This is a genomic window from Allobosea sp. TAB14 (assembly GCF_052113865.1).
Classification (GTDB): domain Bacteria; phylum Pseudomonadota; class Alphaproteobacteria; order Rhizobiales; family Beijerinckiaceae; genus Allobosea; species Allobosea spartocytisi.
In genome coordinates, this window is sequence record NZ_JBFRDQ010000087.1 from 1 (window position 1) to 17,614 (window position 17,614).

Genomic DNA, 17,614 nt, shown 5'->3' on the forward strand with positions numbered 1-17,614 from the left:
GGATATCGTCGAGATGTATGAGAAGACCCGCGCCGCCGGCTTCGGCGCCGAGGTCAAGCGCCGCATCATGATCGGCACCTATGTGCTCTCGGCCGGCTATTACGATGCCTATTATCTGCGCGCCCAGAAGGTCCGCACCCTGATCAAGCGCGATTTCGAGACGGTTTATGCCGACGGCATCGATGCGGTTCTGACGCCGGCGACGCCTTCGGCGGCCTTCGGCATCGGCGAGAAGGGCTCGGCCGACCCGGTCGAGATGTATCTGAACGACATCTTCACCGTGACGGTGAACATGGCCGGCCTGCCGGGCATCGCGGTGCCGGCAGGGCTGGACAGCCAGGGCCTGCCGCTCGGCCTCCAGCTCATCGGCCGCCCCTTCGACGAGGAGACGCTGTTCTCGCTCGGCGAGGTGATCGAGCAGGCGGCGGGCCGCTTCCCGGTCAGCGAGCGCTGGTGGGGCTGAGGCGGCTGAACAGGAAAAGCGTCATTCTCGGGCGAAGCGAAGCGCAGACCCGAGAATCTCGGGCAGGAGATGCTCGGGTCAAGCCCGAGCATGACGTGACGTCGCGTTCATGACGTGGGCTCTTCGCCGCGCCCGGATGACATGCGGAGAGCTCAACGGGTAAAAGAGCTGTGCGAGCAGCCCCCCGCGAGGAGACGGCCATGATCTTCAGCCGCGCTATGGCCTATGCCTGCCTGACGGTGCTTGCCGGCATCCTCGCCTTCGTCGCCGTCCTGCTGGTCCTGCTGACGATCGTCCAGATGGCGCGAGGGGAGGCCGTTCCCGATCCTGCCGCGAGAGCCATCGCGACCGTCATTGCCTTGGGCCTCGCTCTGGGGTGCCGGGCGGTGGCGCGGCGCCTGGTCTGATCCTTTCCGAAAGGCTTCGCTGCTCGGGCTCCGAAAGCCCCCGAGTGGAGGCGAAACGAAAAGGGGCCGCAATTGCGGCCCCTTTCTTGTTCGTGGCTCCGGTTGTCGGAGCGGCCGCCGGCGGCTTCAGTGCGCCGCTGTCGGCTCGGCCGGCGGCGGGGCCTGCACCTTCCGCTTGGTCCCGCGCAGATCCGCCAGCCAGCGCACCATCACGTAGAACACCGGCGTGAAGATCAGGCCGAAGAAGGTCACGCCCAGCATGCCGGAGAACACCGCGATGCCCATCGCCTGGCGCATCTCGGCGCCGGCGCCGGCCGAGATGGTCAGCGGCAGCACGCCCAGGATGAAGGCGACCGAGGTCATCAGGATCGGCCGCAGTCGCGTCCGGGCCGCGGCGATGGCCGCGTCGCGCCGGTTCATGCCTTCATCCTCGGCCTGCTTGGCGAACTCGACGATCAGGATCGCGTTCTTCGCCGCCAGGCCGACCAGCACCACCAGGCCGATATCGACCAGGATGTTGCGGTCGAGATTGGCGTAGTTCACCCCGAACATCGCCGCCAGGATACACATCGGCACGATCAGGATGACCGCCAGCGGCAGCAGCCAGCTCTCGTAGAGAGCCGCCAGCAGCAGGAAGACGAAGACCACCGCCAGGCCGAAGGCGACGATCGCGGTGTTGCCGGCGAGCTTCTCCTGCAGCGCGATCTCGGTCCATTCGAAGCCGAAGCCGGCCGGCAGGCGCTCGGCCGCGATCTTCTCGACCGCCGCGATGCCCTGTCCGGTCGAGTAGCCATGCGCCATCGAAAGCTGCACTTCCGCTGCCGGATAGAGGTTGTAGCGCGGCACGCGATAGGCGCCGGTCGTGTCCTTGAAGGTGGCGACCGAGCCGATCGGCACCATCTCGCCATCCGCGTTGCGGGTCTTGAGATTGGCGACGTCGCGGGTGGTCAGGCGGAACGGATTGTCGGCCTGTGCCGTGACGCGGAAGGTGCGGCCCAGCAAGTTGAAGTCGTTGATATAGGCCGAGCCCATATAGATCGACAGCGTCTCGAAGATGCGGGTGACGGGCACGCCGAGCATCTCCGCCTTGGTGCGGTCGATATCGGCGTAGATCTGCGGCGTCTTGGTCGAGAACAGGGTGAAGGGCTGCACGATGAAGGGCAGCTGGCCGGCCGAGCCGGCGACCGTCCAGGCCGCGCCTTCGAGCGCCGCGAGGCCGCGCCCGCTGCGATCCTGCACATAGCCCTTGAGGCCGCCGCCATTGCCGATGCCGGAAATCGCCGGCGGCTCGATCAGCAGGGTGAAGGCTTCCGAAATCCCGAACATCTGCTGGCGGAGGTCGCCGAAGATGCCCTGGGTGGTCGGCGTCTGGACCAGCCGCTGCGCGGTCAGCGCGATCAGCCCGGCATAGACGATGAGCAGGATCACGGCGAGGCGGATCAGCCGCGAGGTGACGCGCCCATAGCTGCGCGAAAGCCAGTCGAAGGCCGCGTTGAAGTAGTGGAAGAACCAGCGCACAGGCGCGCCCAGCTTGTAGATGAAGCCGTGCTGCTCATGCGGATCATGCGCCTTGTGCGGCTTCAGCAGCAGCGCCGACATCGCCGGCGAGAGCGTCAGCGAGACAAAGCAGGAGATCGCGGTCGAGGCCGCGATGGTGACGGCGAACTGCTGGTAGAACGTGCCCTGCAGGCCGCTGATGAAGGCGGTTGGGATGAACACCGCGCAGAGCACGAGCGCGATCGCGAGCAACGCGCCGCCGACCTCGTCCATGGTCTTGTGCGCGGCCTCCTTGGGTGACATTCCCTGCGCCAGATAGCGCTCGACGTTCTCGACAACCACGATCGCGTCGTCGACGACGATGCCGATCGCCAGCACCAGCGCGAGCAGCGAGATCGTGTTGAAGGAGATGCCGACCGCGCTCATGATCAGGAAGGTGCCGACCAGCGAGACCGGGATCGCGACGATCGGGATCACCGCCGCCCGCCAGGTCTGCAGGAACAGGATCACCACCACGACGACGAGGATCATCGCCTCGAACAGCGTGTGCACCACCGCGTCGACCGACTGCGCGATGAACTCGGTCGGGTTGTAGATGATGCGGTGCTCGAGTCCCGGCGGGAACTGCTTGGACATGTCGCTCATCGTCGCGATCAGCTTGTCCGAGGTCGCAAGCGCGTTCGAGCCGGGCCGCTGGAAGACGCCGATGGCGACGGTGTTCCTGTTGTCGAGATAGGCGTTGGTTGTGTAGTCCTGCGAGCCGAGCTCGACGCGGGCGATGTCGCGGACGCGGATGGTGCCGCCATCGGCATCGGAGCGCACGACGATGTTCTCGAATTCGGAGACGTCGGTCAGGCGGCCGAGCGTATTGACAGAGAGCTGGAAGGCCTCGTTCGACTTCGCGGGCGGCTGGTTCAGCGCGCCGGCGGCCACCTGCACGTTCGCCGCCCTGAGCGCGGCGACGACGTCGCTCGCCGTCAGGTTGCGCGAGGCGACCTTGGCCGGATCGAGCCAGATGCGCATCGAGAAGTCGCGCGCGCCGAAGACCTGTACGTCGCCGACGCCGTCGACGCGGGTCAGCACGTCCTTCACATAGAGCGAGGCGTAGTTGGAGATGTATTGCGCGTCGCGCGACCCGTCCGGCGAGATCATGTTGATGACCATCAGGAAGTCGGGCGAGGCCTTGCGCACCTGGACGCCGAGAGCGCGCACGTCCTGCGGCAGGCGCGGCTCGGCCTGCGAGACGCGGTTCTGCACCAGCACCTGCGCCTGGTCGATGTCGGTGCCGCCCTTGAACACGACGTTGATCGTCACCACGCCGTCGCCGGTCGACTGCGAGGTGATGTAGAGCATGTCGTCGACGCCGTTCACCTCCTGCTCGATCGGCGTCGCCACCGTGGCGGCGACCGTCTCGGCCGAGGCGCCGGGATAGGTGGCGCGGATCGACACCGTCGGCGGGGCGATCTCGGGATATTCGGCGATCGGCAGGGAGCGCTGGGCGATCGCGCCGGCGATCGTCAGCAGGATCGAGAGGACCGTGGCGAAAATCGGCCGGTCGATGAAGAAATGGGCGAAGCGGAACATGGAAGGTCCTGTCCGGAAAAGGCGGACGGGCGCCGCGAGGCGCCCGGATTGTCGTGTCAGGGGCCGAGGGCCGGCCCCCGACCGGTCAGTTCGTTGTCGCGACCTTGATCTCGCCCGGCTGCGGCGTGACCGCCACGCCCGGACGGACCATCGGATTGGCATTGCCGCCGACGATGACCTTGTCCTGCGAGGTCAGGCCGGCGCGGATCACGCGCAGGCCTTCGCTGAGCGGGCCGAGCTCGACGATCTTCGGCACCACCTTGTTCTCGGGGCCGACGGTCAGCACGACCTTGTGGGACTGGTCCGAGGCGATGACGGCGTCGGGCACCAGCAGCGCATCCGCCTCACCGGCGAAGAAGCGCAGGCGGCCGAACACGCCGGGCGTCAGGAACTGGTCCTTGTTGTCGAACACGGCGCGGCCGCGAATGGTGGCCGAACGCGCATTGAGCGCGTTGTCGAGGAAGTTGACCTTGCCGCGGCGGTCCCACTTCGCCTCGTCGGACAGGCGCACTTCGACCACCGTGCCGGAATCGCGGCTGGCACCGTCGCGCGGATTGGCCATGCGGGCATAGCGCAGATAGTCGGCCTCCGAGACATCGAAGGTGAAGTAGATCGGATCGACCGCGACGATGGTGGTCAGCAGCGTCGCGCCGGACTGGCCGCCCGAGATCAGGTTGCCCGGATCGACGCGGCGGTTCGAGATGCGACCCGCCAGCGGCGCGCGCACCTCGGTCCATTCGAGATTGAGCTGGGCGGTCTTGAGATTTGCCTCCGCGCCCTGCAGCGTGCCGACGGCGCTGTCGAGATTGGCCCGCCGCTGGTCGACGTCGCGCGCCGTGATCGTGCGGTTCTGGGTCAGGCCCTCGGCGCGCTCGACCTCGTTGCGGGCAAGATCGACCTGCGCCTTGGCGCGGGCGATGTCGGCCTGCGCCACATCGACGGCCAGTTTGTAAGGCCGCTGATCGATGGTAAAGAGGAGGTCGCCCTTTTGAACCAGCGCGCCGTCACGGAAATGGACGCGGTCGATGAAGCCGGAGACGCGCGCGCGCACCTCGACCTGCTCGCTCGCTTCGAAGCGGCCCGTATACTCGTCCCAGTTGGTGACGCGTTTGGCGAGCGGGTTGGCGATCTGGACGGGCGGGGCCGGCGGCGCTCCCTGGGCGGACGCATCCTGCTGAACGAGGATGGTCGACGCGGCGGCAGCGAGCACCAGGCCGATAAAACGGCTGCGTGACATGGAGAAACTCCGGATTGCGGGCCAGGCATATCATCGTTGGTTTCCGGCCGTTGGCGCAAGAAGGGTATGGCAGTGACGAATGTCAAGAACCATCACCCATCATAAGACGCCTTCCTGACACAAATAAGCAATGTTCCCGCCATCTGGTTGCAGGAGTGCAACGCGTTTCGGCCTCCGGATGACGCGTCGAGGCCCTGGCGCGAGGAATGCGTCTTGCGCGCGGCGACCTCCGCGCATTGTGATCCTTGCGCGCCGTGACCCTTGCCGCCCGTTCGCCGAAAGCGTAACGCGTAGCCGAGTTTGAGAGCCGAAAGGTTAGAGATGAACGCGCATGTCCGCCCCGCCGACCCCAAGAAGCTGATCAAGGGCGCGACCGGGGATTGGGAAGTGGTGATCGGCATGGAGATCCACGCCCAGGTCACCTCCAACGCCAAGCTGTTCTCCGGGGCTTCCACCGGCTTCGGCGCCGAGCCGAACGAACATGTCAGCCTCGTCGATGCGGCGATGCCGGGCATGCTGCCGGTGATCAACGCCGAATGCGTCCGCCAGGCGGTGCGCACGGGCCTCGGCCTCAACGCGCAGATCAACAATCGCTCGGTCTTCGACCGCAAGAACTATTTCTACCCGGACCTGCCGCAGGGCTATCAGATCAGCCAGTACAAGAGCCCGATCGTGGGCGAGGGCGAGATCGTGGTCGATCTCTCGCCGACCGAGCAGATCACGGTCGGCATCGAGCGCCTGCATCTGGAGCAGGACGCCGGCAAGTCGATCCAYGAYCAGCATCCGACGATGAGCTTCGTCGACCTCAACCGYTCSGGCGTGGCGCTGATGGAGATCGTCTCSMRGCCGGATCTGCGCTCGGCCGASGAGGCSAAGGCCTWTGTCWCGAAGCTGCGCACCATCCTGCGCTATCTCGGCACCTGCGACGGCGACATGGAGAAGGGCAATCTCCGCGCCGACGTGAACGTGTCCGTCCGCAAGCCCGGCGACGAGCTCGGCACGCGCTGCGAGATCAAGAACGTCAACTCGATCCGCTTCATCGGCCAGGCGGTCGAGGTCGAGGCGCGCCGCCAGATCGGCATCATCGAGGATGGCGGCACGATCGACCAGGAGACGAGGCTCTACGATCCCGGCAAGGGCGAGACCCGCTCGATGCGCTCCAAGGAAGAGGCGCATGACTACCGCTACTTCCCCGATCCCGATCTGCTGCCGCTCGAATTCGACGACGYCTTCGTCGCGAATCTGAAGGGCGCACTGCCGGAGCTGCCGGACGCCAAGAAAGCCCGCTTCATCGCGGAATACGGATTGTCGCCCTATGACRCTTCGGTGCTCGTCGCCGAGCGCGAGCAGGCCGATTATTTCGAGGCGGTGGCGAAGGGCCGCGACGGCAAGGCCGCCGCGAACTGGGTGATCAACGAACTGTTCGGCCGCCTCAAMAAGGAAGGCAAGGACATCGAGTCCTCTCCTGTGTCGGCCCTCCAGCTCGGCGGGCTCGTCGACCTGATCGGCGAGAACGTCATTTCGGGCCGCATCGCCAAGGACCTCTTCGAGATCCTCTGGACCGAGGGCGGCGACCCGCGCCAGATCGTGGAGACCCGCGGCATGAAGCAGGTCACCGACACCGGCGCGATCGAGAAGGCCGTCGACGAGCTGATCGCGGCCAATCCCGACAAGGTCGAGCAGGTCAAGGCCAAGCCGACCATGCTGGGCTGGTTCGTCGGCCAGGCGATGAAGGCCTCCGGCGGCAAGGCCAACCCACAGGCCCTCAACGAGATCCTGAAGAAGAAGCTGGGGATCGAGTGATCGAATACGCCGTCATCCCGGACGCTGCGACGCGGAGATCCGGGATCCATGCCTGAAGCTTTTTCGGAAGCGCTCCGGCCTGGATCCCGGGTCAAGCCCGGGATGATCGCGGTCTTCCCTGCGCAAGCTGGACGATTGGGATGACTCCCGCCGACCTCGTCATCCGTGACGCCGAAGCCGCCGACATCCCGGCGGTCAGGGCGCTTCTGGTCGAGACCTGGCATGCGACCTATGACGGCATCTATGGTTGGCAGCGGGTCGCCGAGATCACCAATGCCTGGCATTCGCCGGAGAATCTGCACAGCCAGCTCGGCCGCGACGAGGGCGTCTTCCTCGTCGCGTCGGTCGGTGCGGAGATCGTCGCCACGGCATCCGCCAGACCGGAACGCGACGGCGCGGCGCTGCTGACCCGGCTCTATGTCCTGCCGGCCTGGCAGGGTGTCGGCATCGGCCGCACGCTGCTGCAGGTCGCGCTCGCCTGCTTTCCGAAGGCGCCGGTCGCCCGCCTCGAGGTCGAGAGCCAGAACGAGCCGGCGATCGCCTTCTACGAACGCATGGGTTTCTTCCTGCAGCGCCAGGCGCGCTTCGACGGCCGCGACGACACGCCGAACACGCTGCTGATGGCCAAGCGCCTCTTTGCCGAGTGACCTCGCGCCCACTTCCCGTCTTTGCCTGAGCCGAAAGCCGACGCGATGACCAGGACATCTGTCTCCGCCGCCGAAATCACCATCCGCCGCGCGCGGGCCGAGGATGTCGCACGCATCGTGGAACTCATGATGCTCGGCGCGCCGACGCAGACGTTGACGCCGGAGGAGATCGCCGCCGAGGCACGTCACCCCGCCTATGCCGAGGCCTTCACCGAGATCGCTGCCAGCAGGGACAGCGCGCTCTGCGTCGCCGAGCGGGCAGGGCAGGTGATCGGCACCTTTCAGATCACGCTGATCCCCGGCCTCATCGCGCGCGGGCGCAAGCGCGCCAAGATCGAGAGCGTCCACGTTTCGCCGGAGAGCCGCGGGTTCGGCATCGGTGCGCTGATGATCCGCCACGCCCTGGCCTTTGCCGAGGAGAGCGGCGCCGGTCTCGTCGAGCTGACCTCGAACAAGAGCCGCGTCGATGCCCATCGCTTCTACCGCAAACTCGGCTTCGACCAGAGCCATGAGGGCTTCAAGAAGCCGCTCTGAACCTGAAAAGGTTACACGCGGGGAGGACATGGCGCAGTCGCGCTGGGGGCGGGCGCAGCCCCTTCCGGCCCCGCCGGCCTAACCATAGATTGGCGGCTGAAGTCTCGTCGCAGCAAGGAAGCTCCCGATGTCGCAAGCTCCCGCCAATCCGATCGACCTCTATTTCTGGCCGACGCCGAACGGCTACAAGATCAGCATCATGCTCGAAGAATGCGGGCTGCCCTACAACGTCGTTCCGGTGAACATCGGCAAGGGCGACCAGTTCAAGCCCGAGTTCCTCGCCATCTCGCCCAACAACCGCATGCCGGCCATCGTCGATCCCGACGGGCCGGACGGCAAGCCGATTTCCGTCTTCGAATCCGGCGCCATCCTCCAATACCTCGGCCGCAAGACCGGGAAGTTCTATCCCAAGGACGAGCGTGGCCGCGTCGCGGTCGACGAGTGGCTGTTCTGGCAGATGGGCGGCTTCGGACCGATGCTCGGCCAGACCCATCATTTCCGCCTCTACGCGCCTGAGCAGGTGCCCTACGCCATCGAGCGCTACACCAACGAGGCGAACCGGCTCTATGGCGTGCTGAACAAGCGGCTCGCGGGCCGCGACTACATCTGCGGCGATTATTCCATCGCCGACATGGCTTGCATCGGCTGGGCCCGCGGCTGGGAGCGGCAGGGCCAGGACATCAAGCAGTTCCCGCATGTCGGCCGCTGGATCGAGACGATGCTCGCTCGCCCCGCGGTCGAGCGCGGCCTCAAGGTCGGCGAGGAGCTGCGCAGCCCGGCCGGCATCAACACGCCGGAGCAGAAGGCGGTCCTCTTCGGCCAGAAGGCGAGCTGAACTGCTCTCCCTTCTCCCCCGGGGGGAGAAGGTGGCAGTGCGAAGCGCTGACGGATGAGGGCCGTCAGCGCCACCCTTTCCTCATCCGTCTGCTTCGCAGACACCTTCTCCCCGAGGGGAGAAGGAAAACCGGCTCAATTGGTCCGCGACCACTTCACCGTGCGGCAGATCAAGCCGCCCATGACACAGCCTGCCGTGGTCAGCGCATTGYCCGAGAGCGTCATCGTGCCCGAATAGGTCTTGCCGTCCTCCGGGTTGAAGGCGCTGCCGTTCCACTTGTTCGCGCCGTTCGGCTTCATGTCGAAGAAGATGCGCTGGCCGAGTTTCGCCGGACCGTTCGGATCCTTGAGCCATGAGATCGTGCCGCAGAGCGCATCGCCGCATTTGCTGAAGCGCACGCGCGAGGCGCCGGTGTCGCGTTCCCAGACGCCGACCACCTCCTGCGCCGAGGCGCGCGTGGCCGCGCCGGCCAGAGTGAACGCCGCCAGGCCTGCCAGGCCGAAAGCCGCCAGTGTCCTCATCGTTTCCTCCTGATCGGCCCGTCGGCCGTTATGGTTTACATGTGAACCATAGCGCCGTTTTGCGTCGGCTCCAAGATGCCGCAGCGACAGTTCTTGCCGGCGGTTCCGTGAGGCAAGGTGAATCCATCATCAACGCCGGCATTCCTCCGCTCTGGCCGGGGCATTGAGCGGAAACGCTTTTCCGGCATTCCTTCGTAAACGCCCCGTTGCTTTAACCTGGCGATGACGTCTCGTTGAGACTCGATTCATCGCAAAATTTAGCCCGCGCTTTAACGGTTGCGGCCACTCTCGCACTCATCGGTCGGGGCCTTGGACGGGTGGCTGGCCGCAACGACAGACAGGGTGGGTTCAATCATGGCACGCATGGAGATGAGCGCGATCCCCGCTGCACTGGTGGCACCGGTGGAAGTATCGGCCGAGGCCTATTGCGAGCTCGGGYTGATGCATGCTTCGGGGCGGGCAGGAGCCGTCGATCTGGTCAAGGCTCAGACCTGGTTCAACATCGCCTTCGCACGCGGCAGCGCCCGGGCGGCGACGCATCGGCAGGAGCTGGCACTGGAAATGAGCCGCGACGAGATCGCGGAAGCGCTGCGCGAGGCCCGCACTTTCCTGACGCGGCACTGAGCGCCACGTTCGGCTACTCGGAGACGACGCGGTCTCGCGTCGTTCAGAAGGCCGCGATGCCGCCCGAGGGCGGGGGCAGGTTGCCCCTGCGGTCCTTGCTGATGGAGTCAGGCGTCACGAGCAGCACCTGGCAGAGCAGGGAAACGAAGCCCGCGAAGACGATCGCAACGACAACCATGGATTGGCTCCCTGTTGTTCACGCGCCATCCTAGCACGAAACAGCTCAGTCGGCTCATCGATTCTGGCGCGGCAGCCCGGTGTGCGCGCCTTTTGGGGCAAGCCTTGTAGGGTGCGAAGGCGGCAGCTATAAGCGCGCCGCATTCCCTTATTCGACCCTTCCAAGGATCATTCGATGGCTGTCCAGCGTACCTTCTCCATTCTCAAGCCCGACGCGACGAAGCGCAACCTCACCGGCGCGGTCAACGCGGTCATCGAGAAGGCTGGCCTGCGGATCGTCGCGCAGAAGCGCATCCAGATGACCAAGGCCCAGGCCGAGACCTTCTACGCGGTCCATTCGGCGCGTCCCTTCTTCGGCGAGCTCGTCGAGTTCATGACCTCCGGCCCGGTCGTCGTGCAGGTTCTGGAAGGCGAGGACGCGATCGCCAAGTACCGTGACGTGATGGGCGCCACCAACCCGGCCAACGCCGCCGAGGGCACCATCCGCAAGCTCTTCGCCCAGTCGGTCGGCGAGAACACCGTGCACGGCTCGGACGCTGCCGAGACGGCGGCCGTCGAGATCGCCCAGTTCTTCGCGGGCAACGAGATCGTCGGCTGATCGCAGCCGCAGTTCAGGCTGAAAAGCAAAAAGGGCGGACCGGTTTGCCGGTCCGCCCTTTTCTTTTGGGGCGCAAGCCTGACCGGGCGCTTGCCCGGCCATGGCCCTGCCGTTCCTCAGAAACCGAGCGAGTAGTTCGATCCGGTGTCGAAGGAATAGCTCGCCGAGATGCCGACGGTGATCGAGTTGCGCGAACCGAAGGGCCGGACGATCGGCGAGCGGGCGGCGTCGCCGGTCAGGCGCTTGTACTCGACATAGGTCGTGGTCTGGAGTCGGTCGGACCAGTGATAGGTCGCCTGCGCCAGTGCGCCATACGAATGCACGCCGGCATTGAAGCGCTGCAGCAGCCCGCCGGTGCCGGGCAGGGCGCCGCTGGTGCCGAAATAGGTGCGCACGTAATCGGCGCTGGCGATGCGCATGCGCGGGCCGATGCCGAAGGTCCAGGGGCCGAGATTGGTGAAGGCGTCGAGCTTGAGGTCGGCGACGACGCCGTCATGGGCGACGATGCCGCGGCGGACGTCGACGCGGGCGCGCAGCCAGGATGTCGGATAGAATTCGGCGAAGGCGCCGGCCTCGCCACCGAATTTCGTGGGGGGCACCGCGACCAGCGCCGGGTTGACCTTGGCGTTGCGCTTCCAGAGCAGATCGCCCGAGAAGCCGACGCGCCAGCCCTGGCCGGAGAACACGCCGATGCTGAGCATGGCGTCGTCCTCGGCCGCCCACCAGGTGCTCTTCAGCCCCCGGCCGAGCGAGATGATCGGCCGCGCCCGGAAGAGATAGTCGTCGGAGCCGGTATAGTCCGGCTGGTAGCGCAGGCCCGCCCCGACCGTCAGATACCAGTTCTGGGCCGACTGGGGCGAGGTGAGCTGGGTGTAGTCGCTCGACTGGGCCTGTGCGGCTCCGGGCAAGGACAGGGCAAGGCCGAGCACGAGGCCCGCCAGATACGCAACGCAACGCATAGTCGAGAACTCCGGCGCCGTGGCACCTCTCGCAAGGGATCTTGCTGCAATGTCGATCAGGAGGATTAAGACGCGGTTAGCGTTGACGGCTTCTTACGCATGCGGCCTGTCGCGAATTTCGGCTCCCGCGCCGCCGCACGATGGATTAGAAGCGTTCCATGAACCAGATGCCCCGCGTCGAGATCCGTCCCTCGGTCTGCCCGCATGACTGCCCTTCCGCCTGCTCGCTCGAGGTCGAGGTTCTCGACGGACGCAGCATCGGCCGCGTCCGGGGCTCGAAGCGCCAGAGCTATACCGACGGTGTGATCTGCGCCAAGGTCGCCCGCTACGCCGAGCGCATCCACCATCCCGATCGGCTGCTTCACCCGTTGCGGCGCGTCGGTCCGAAAGGGTCGGGGCAGTTCGAGCGCATCTCCTGGGACGAGGCGCTCGACGAGATCGCGCGCCGTTTCCTCACCATCGAGGCCGAGCATGGCCCCGAGGCGGTCTGGCCGTATTACTACGCCGGCACGATGGGGCTGGTGATGCGCGACGGCATCAACCGCCTGCGCCACGCCAAGCGCTATTCCGGCCAGTACTCGACCATCTGCACGACGACCGCCTGGACCGGCTTCATTGCCGGCACGGGCCGTCTCGCCGGCGTCGATCCGCGCGAGATGGCGAAGTCGGACTGCGTCGTGATCTGGGGCACCAACGCCGTGCACACCCAGGTCAACGTCATGAACCACGCCATCAAGGCGCGGAAGGAGCGCGGCGCCAAGATCGTCGCCATCGACATCTACCGCAACGCCACGCTGCAGCAAGCCGATCTCGCGCTCGTCCTGAAGCCCGGCACCGACGCGGCGCTGGCCTGCGCGGTGATGCATGTCCTGTTCCGCGACGGCCATGCCGACCGCGACTATCTCGCTGGTCATACCGACTGCCCTGACGAGCTGGAAGCCCATCTCGCCACGCGCACGCCGGAATGGGCGGCGGCGATCACCGGCCTGAGCGTCGGCGAGATCGAGGAATTCGCCACGCTGGTCGGCACCCGCAAGCGGAGCTTCTTCCGCCTCGGCTACGGCTTCGCGCGCCAGCGTAACGGCGCGGTCTCGATGCATGCGGCGCTGTCGGTGCCGGTAGTGACGGGAGCCTGGCAATACGAGGGCGGCGGCGCCTTCCACAGCAACAGCGGCATCTACMARTGGCGCAAGAGCCTGATCGARGGGCTCGACACCATGGAGCGCGGCGTGCGCCAGCTCGACCAGTCGCAGATCGGCCGCGTCCTGACCGGCGATGCGCCGGCCCTGCGCGATGGCGGCCCCGTCAAGGCGCTCTTCATCCAGAACACCAACCCGGTCTCGGTCGCGCCCGAGCAGGAGCTGGTCAAGCAGGGCTTTGCCCGCGAGGACCTGTTCACCGTCGTCCACGAGCAGTTCATGACCGAGACGGCGGCCATGGCCGACATCGTCCTGCCGGCGACGCAGTTCATGGAGCATGACGATCTCTACCAGGGTGGCGGCCACCAGCACATCATGTGGGGCGGCAAGCTGATCGAGCCGCCGGGCGAGTGCCGCTCGAACCACGAGGTCGTCTCGGCGCTGGCGCAGCGGCTGGGCGCCGAGCATCGCGGCTTCGCCATGACCCCGCGCGAAATCGTCGACTGGACGCTGCGCGAGAGCGGGCGCGGTACGCTGGACGAGCTGATCGCGAATGATTTCCTCGACGTACAGCCGGATTTCGAGACGGCGCATTACCTGAAGGGCTTCGGCCATCGCGACGGCAAGTTCCACTTCAAGCCGGACTGGCCGAAGGTGCCGAACGCCAATGACGGCCTCGTTGGTCCTTATGACCGGCTGCCGGCGCTACCCGATCAGTGGGACGTCATCGAGCTCGCCGATGACGAGCATCCTTTCCGCCTCGCCACCAGCCCGGCGCGCAGCTTCCTCAATTCGACCTTCAACGAGACGCCGGGCTCGCTGAAGAAGGAGGGGCAGCCGACGCTGATGCTGCATCCGGACGATGCGGCCGGGCTCGGCATCGCGGCCGGCGACGAGGTCGTCGTCGGCAACCGGCGCGGCACGGTCCATCTGACCGCGGCGATCTTCGCAGGGCTGGTACGCGGCGTGGTCATCGCCGAGTCGATCTGGCCCAATGCGGCCCATAAGCACGGTCGCGGCATCAACACCCTGACCGGCGCCGATTCGCCGGCGCCTTTCGGCGGTGCCGCCTTCCATGACAACAAGGTGTGGATCCGGAAGGCCTGACAAGCTTCGGAGCCTCTTGACCTTTCATGCATCTGTGTCATGCGGAGGCGTGGCGGCGCCGGGATCCATGCGACCGCTTCTTCTCGAAGGACGGGCAAGTCATGATGATGCGGCGGTTGGGTGCGGTCGTTCTGGCCGGTGGATTCTCGATGCTGTTGTGCGCCTCGGCCTATGCCGCGAGCAGCTCCACGGCGCTGCCTCCGCCGGACCCGACCGCGAAGAACCTGACGCCCTACATGATTCAGCTCCGTGCCTTCGACGCCTGCCTGATCACCCAGTCGCGCCTGCTCAACACGACGCGCGAGGCGGTGCACACGCCCTGCAGCTGCTACGCCAAGGGCACCGTCAATGCCATGAGCAAGGACGAGATCCAGGCCTTCCGCGACACCGGCTATTTCAACGACACGGCCCGCGAAAAGGGCCTCCGCTTCATCGACCAGTGCAAGCTGAAGCGGCCGATCTGAGCCGAGTGGCGTTTTTGGTCGGTGCGGCAGCGCCGTTTCTCGGATAGCGCGGGGAACCCTCTCCCGGAGGGAGAGGGCAGGGTGAGGGGAAGGCCGCTGGACGTTGTGGCCGTGACCTGACGGCTGCTGCTGCGAGGTTTGTGCCTTACTGGTCAAACGACCTACACCTCACCTCTACCCCTCTCCTTTCCGGAGAGGGGATCCCGCGCCTTCGATACCTCCCGCCTTGCTGCTGACACGCTCCTGACAGAAGTTGTCACCCCGGCTGGGCCATGATGCCGCAGCTACGAGGCCGGGTAGGGAGATAATGCCGTGCAGCGCGCCGAACGATTGCTCGACATGATCCAGAGCCTGCGTCGCCGCAGGCGCCCCGTCACCGCCGAGACGCTGGCCTCAGAGCTCGATGTCTCCGTGCGGACGGTCTATCGCGACATCGGCGCCTTGGTGCGCCAGGGCGTGCCTGTGCGCGGCGAGGCCGGCATCGGCTATGTGCTCGACGCCGGTTTCGACCTGCCGCCGCTGATGCTCTCGCCCGACGAGATCGAGGCCGTGCTCGTCGGCATGCGCTGGCTCAGCGAGCGGGCGGACCCGGTGCTCGCGCGAGCGGCCGAGGATGTCGTCAGCAAGGTTGCGGCCGTACTGCCAGCCCATCTGAAGCCGATCCTGCTCGACGGCGCCTTGTTCGCGGCCTCCCATCCGGGCGAGCTGCCGGTCGATCAGGTCGATGTCGCGGCCGTGCGCGCCGCGATCCGCAACGGCCGCAAGCTCTCGATCGAATACAGCGACGAAAGCGGCCATGCGACGCAGCGCATGATCTGGCCGATCGGCATGACCTTCTACGAGCGCGTCCGCATCGTCATCGCCTGGTGCGAGCTTCGGCAGGCCTTCCGCCATTTCCGCACCGACCGTATGACCGGCCTCGTCGCACTGGAGGAGCGTTACCCCGCCCGCCGCGCCGATCTCTTCCGCCGCTGGCAGAAGGAGGAGGAGAAGACGCGCGAGGAATGGGAGCGCTGCAAGCGCGAGGGCGGCGGGATGCCGGCGAACGCCGAGGGCGCAGCCGCCTCTCAGCCGCGGATGACGACCCCGCCTTCGAGCCTGGCCCGGCCCGAAGCGACCTCGGCCAGCGCCGCCGGATAGAGCTTGTGCTCCTCGGCAAGGACGCGCTGCGCCAGCTTGTCCTCGTCGTCGCCGGGCAGGACCGGCACCTTCGCCTGCAAGATGACCGGGCCGGCATCGAGCTCCGGCACGACGAAATGCACCGAGCAGCCATGCTCGGCGACGCCCGCTTCCAGTGCCTGCCGATGCGTATGCGTGCCCTTGAACAGCGGCAGCAGCGAGGGGTGGATGTTGATCATCCGGCCTTCCCAGCGCGTCACGAACCAGGGCGTCAGGATGCGCATGAAGCCGGCGAGCACGACCAGATCGATCTGGTTGACGCGCAGCACCTCGTCCGTCGCGCGCTCGAAGGCCTCGCGGTCCTTGCCGAAGGCGCGGTGATCGACGGTCGCGGTCGCGATGCCGAAGCCACGCGCCCGGTCGAGCCCCGCGACGTCGGGAATGTTCGAGAGCACGAGCGCGATCTGCGCCGGATAGTCCGGCGCCTGCGCGGCTTCCGCCAGCGAAACCATGTTGGAACCGCGCCCGGAGATCAGCACTCCGACGCGTTTGCGGCCAGCCGCCATGCTCACAGCGCGAGCTTGCCGCGATAGCTGACCGGCTCCTCGCCTTCCGCGGCCGGCACGATCTCGCCGAGCCTGACCGGCGCCTCGCCGGCGGCCTTGAGCGCCGCAAAAACCTCGTCGGCCTTCGCCGCATCGGCCGCCACGATCATGCCAATGCCGCAGTTGAAGGTGCGCAGCATCTCGCGCTCGGCGACACCGCCGATCTTGGCGAGCCAGCCGAAGACGGGCGGCACCGGGATTGAGGCGAGGTCGAGTGCGACGCCGAGCCCTTCCGGCAGCACGCGCGGGATATTGTCGGGAAAGCCGCCGCCGGTGATATGGGCGAGCGCCTTGATGCCGTCGGTCGCCTTCAGCACCTGCAGCAGCGGCTTCACATAGATCCGCGTCGGCTCCAGCAGCGCTTCGGCGAGGTTCTTCTCGGGGGCGAAGGGGGCAGGGGCCTCCCAGCCGAGGCCGCTGAGCTCGACGATGCGGCGCACCAGCGAATAGCCGTTCGAATGCACGCCGGAGGAGGGCAGGCCGAAGACCACGTCGCCCGGCTTCAGGTCCTCGCGGGGCAGAAGCGCACCGCGCTCGGCCGCGCCGACGGCGAAGCCGGCGAGGTCGTAATCCTTTTCGGCATACATGCCGGGCATCTCGGCGGTCTCGCCGCCGATCAGCGCGCAGCCGGCCTGGCGGCAGCCATCGGCGATGCCGCGCACGATCTCGACGCCGACCTTCGGGTCGAGCTTGCCGGTGGCGTAATAGTCGAGGAAGAGCAGGGGCTCGGCGCCCTGCACGATCAGGTCGTTGACGCACATCGCCACGAGATCGATGCCGATGGTCGAATGCAGCCCGCTTTCGATGGCGATCTTCACCTTGGTGCCGACGCCGTCATTGGCGGCGACCAAGATCGGGTCGTTGAAGCCGGCGGCCTTGAGATCGAACAACCCGCCGAAACCGCCGATCTCGGCGTCCGCGCCCGGCCGGCGCGTCGCGCGCACCAGCGGCTTGATCTCGTCGACCATGGCATTGCCGGCGTCGATATCGACACCTGCCTGCGCATAGGTCAGTCCGTTTGCGCCGGGCTTGCTCATTGCGGTCTCGCCTTTGTTCCTGTTCGCGGGAGCGATAGGCAAGCACGCCCCGGCTGGCAAGGCTTGGAACGGGCTTTATTGGCTTTATCATCGCCATCTTGCGTCATTCCGGGCGACCGAAAGAGAGACCCGGGATCCATGCCTGGGCCAATCCGGGATGACGGCGCGAGGAAACGGATGTCATGAGTGGTCGGGCTGGCATTGCGCGTGATGCTGAGCGAAGCTGCGCCCATGACGATCCCGAATCTGATCACGCT

At 66.6% G+C, this 17,614-nt stretch carries 17 protein-coding genes and 1 pseudogene; 11 read left to right on the forward strand and 7 right to left on the reverse strand.

The genetic code is table 11. The features are described from left to right. Both AB4Y99_RS14670 and AB4Y99_RS14675 read left to right on the forward strand, forming a co-directional pair. Positions 1 to 463 (forward strand): amidase family protein (locus AB4Y99_RS14670; protein ID WP_441523826.1); only part of this gene is annotated, 463 nt, incomplete at its 5' end. 200 nt (positions 464 to 663) lie between these two features. Continuing rightward, positions 664 to 870, forward strand: coding sequence for a hypothetical protein (locus AB4Y99_RS14675; protein WP_038368122.1), 207 nt, complete (start codon positions 664 to 666; stop codon positions 868 to 870). Positions 871 to 996: 126 nt separating this feature from the next. Here the strand turns inward: AB4Y99_RS14675 and AB4Y99_RS14680 are convergent, their stop codons facing one another. Together AB4Y99_RS14680 and AB4Y99_RS14685 are read right to left on the reverse strand one after the other, a co-directional pair. Then, positions 997 to 3,951 (reverse strand): efflux RND transporter permease subunit, encoded by a 2,955-nt coding sequence (locus AB4Y99_RS14680; RefSeq protein WP_441523827.1) that lies wholly within the window; start codon positions 3,949 to 3,951, stop codon positions 997 to 999. Positions 3,952 to 4,036: 85 nt separating this feature from the next. Then, on the reverse strand, positions 4,037 to 5,188 hold the full coding sequence (locus tag AB4Y99_RS14685) for an efflux RND transporter periplasmic adaptor subunit (RefSeq protein ID WP_038368118.1): 1,152 nt from the start codon (positions 5,186 to 5,188) through the stop codon (positions 4,037 to 4,039). Between the two features lie 321 nt (positions 5,189 to 5,509). On the opposite strand from AB4Y99_RS14685, the gene gatB reads away from it, so the two are divergent. The 4 genes from gatB to AB4Y99_RS14705 all read left to right on the forward strand — a co-directional run bounded on the left by gatB (position 5,510) and on the right by AB4Y99_RS14705 (position 9,007). Then, positions 5,510 to 6,991 carry an Asp-tRNA(Asn)/Glu-tRNA(Gln) amidotransferase subunit GatB gene (gatB, locus tag AB4Y99_RS14690; protein ID WP_441523828.1) on the forward strand — a complete coding sequence of 494 codons (1,482 nt, stop codon included), beginning with the start codon at positions 5,510 to 5,512 and terminating at the stop codon, positions 6,989 to 6,991. Between the two features lie 140 nt (positions 6,992 to 7,131). Continuing rightward, positions 7,132 to 7,638, forward strand: a complete 507-nt coding sequence (locus AB4Y99_RS14695; RefSeq protein ID WP_038368112.1) for a GNAT family N-acetyltransferase — start codon at positions 7,132 to 7,134, stop codon at positions 7,636 to 7,638. A gap of 45 nt (positions 7,639 to 7,683) precedes the next feature. Continuing rightward, positions 7,684 to 8,172, forward strand: coding sequence for a GNAT family N-acetyltransferase (locus AB4Y99_RS14700; RefSeq protein ID WP_441523829.1), 489 nt, complete (start codon positions 7,684 to 7,686; stop codon positions 8,170 to 8,172). Positions 8,173 to 8,299: 127 nt separating this feature from the next. Then, a complete protein-coding gene (locus AB4Y99_RS14705; RefSeq protein WP_038368107.1) occupies positions 8,300 to 9,007 on the forward strand; it encodes a glutathione S-transferase N-terminal domain-containing protein in 708 nt (235 codons plus the stop codon). A gap of 134 nt (positions 9,008 to 9,141) precedes the next feature. Here AB4Y99_RS14705 and AB4Y99_RS14710 read toward each other — a convergent pair whose 3' ends face one another. Next, positions 9,142 to 9,528: a DUF2147 domain-containing protein gene (locus tag AB4Y99_RS14710; protein ID WP_441523830.1), complete on the reverse strand. Its 387-nt coding sequence runs from the start codon at positions 9,526 to 9,528 to the stop codon at positions 9,142 to 9,144. Positions 9,529 to 9,882: 354 nt separating this feature from the next. On the opposite strand from AB4Y99_RS14710, the gene AB4Y99_RS14715 reads away from it, so the two are divergent. Beyond that, on the forward strand, positions 9,883 to 10,152 hold the full coding sequence (locus tag AB4Y99_RS14715; RefSeq protein WP_441523831.1) for a sel1 repeat family protein: 270 nt from the start codon (positions 9,883 to 9,885) through the stop codon (positions 10,150 to 10,152). Between the two features lie 43 nt (positions 10,153 to 10,195). On the opposite strand, the gene AB4Y99_RS14720 is transcribed toward AB4Y99_RS14715, so the two are convergent. Continuing rightward, positions 10,196 to 10,330: a hypothetical protein gene (locus AB4Y99_RS14720; RefSeq protein ID WP_260368324.1), complete on the reverse strand. Its 135-nt coding sequence runs from the start codon at positions 10,328 to 10,330 to the stop codon at positions 10,196 to 10,198. Positions 10,331 to 10,504: 174 nt separating this feature from the next. On the opposite strand from AB4Y99_RS14720, the gene ndk reads away from it, so the two are divergent. After that, positions 10,505 to 10,927 (forward strand): nucleoside-diphosphate kinase, encoded by a 423-nt coding sequence (gene ndk / locus AB4Y99_RS14725; protein ID WP_038368099.1) that lies wholly within the window; start codon positions 10,505 to 10,507, stop codon positions 10,925 to 10,927. 116 nt (positions 10,928 to 11,043) lie between these two features. Here ndk and AB4Y99_RS14730 read toward each other — a convergent pair whose 3' ends face one another. Then, the gene (locus AB4Y99_RS14730; protein ID WP_113253025.1) at positions 11,044 to 11,886 is read right to left on the reverse strand and encodes a MipA/OmpV family protein; all 843 of its coding nucleotides are present in this window, start codon (positions 11,884 to 11,886) and stop codon (positions 11,044 to 11,046) included. A gap of 158 nt (positions 11,887 to 12,044) precedes the next feature. On the opposite strand from AB4Y99_RS14730, the gene AB4Y99_RS14735 reads away from it, so the two are divergent. From AB4Y99_RS14735 to AB4Y99_RS14745, 3 genes and pseudogenes are all read left to right on the forward strand, one after another. Next, a complete protein-coding gene (locus AB4Y99_RS14735) occupies positions 12,045 to 14,132 on the forward strand; it encodes a molybdopterin-containing oxidoreductase family protein (protein WP_441523832.1) in 2,088 nt (695 codons plus the stop codon). Positions 14,133 to 14,233: 101 nt separating this feature from the next. Beyond that, positions 14,234 to 14,596, forward strand: coding sequence for a hypothetical protein (locus tag AB4Y99_RS14740; protein WP_441523833.1), 363 nt, complete (start codon positions 14,234 to 14,236; stop codon positions 14,594 to 14,596). A 312-nt stretch (positions 14,597 to 14,908) separates the two neighbouring features. Next, positions 14,909 to 15,577: pseudogene (locus AB4Y99_RS14745) on the forward strand (helix-turn-helix transcriptional regulator); the annotation flags it as partial. Positions 15,578 to 15,663: 86 nt separating this feature from the next. Here the strand turns inward: AB4Y99_RS14745 and purN are convergent. After that, the gene (gene purN / locus AB4Y99_RS14750; RefSeq protein ID WP_441523834.1) at positions 15,664 to 16,281 is read right to left on the reverse strand and encodes a phosphoribosylglycinamide formyltransferase; all 618 of its coding nucleotides are present in this window, start codon (positions 16,279 to 16,281) and stop codon (positions 15,664 to 15,666) included. Between the two features lie 2 nt (positions 16,282 to 16,283). Then, on the reverse strand, positions 16,284 to 17,357 hold the full coding sequence (gene purM / locus AB4Y99_RS14755) for a phosphoribosylformylglycinamidine cyclo-ligase (RefSeq protein WP_441523835.1): 1,074 nt from the start codon (positions 17,355 to 17,357) through the stop codon (positions 16,284 to 16,286). Positions 17,358 to 17,614 lie beyond the last annotated feature (257 nt).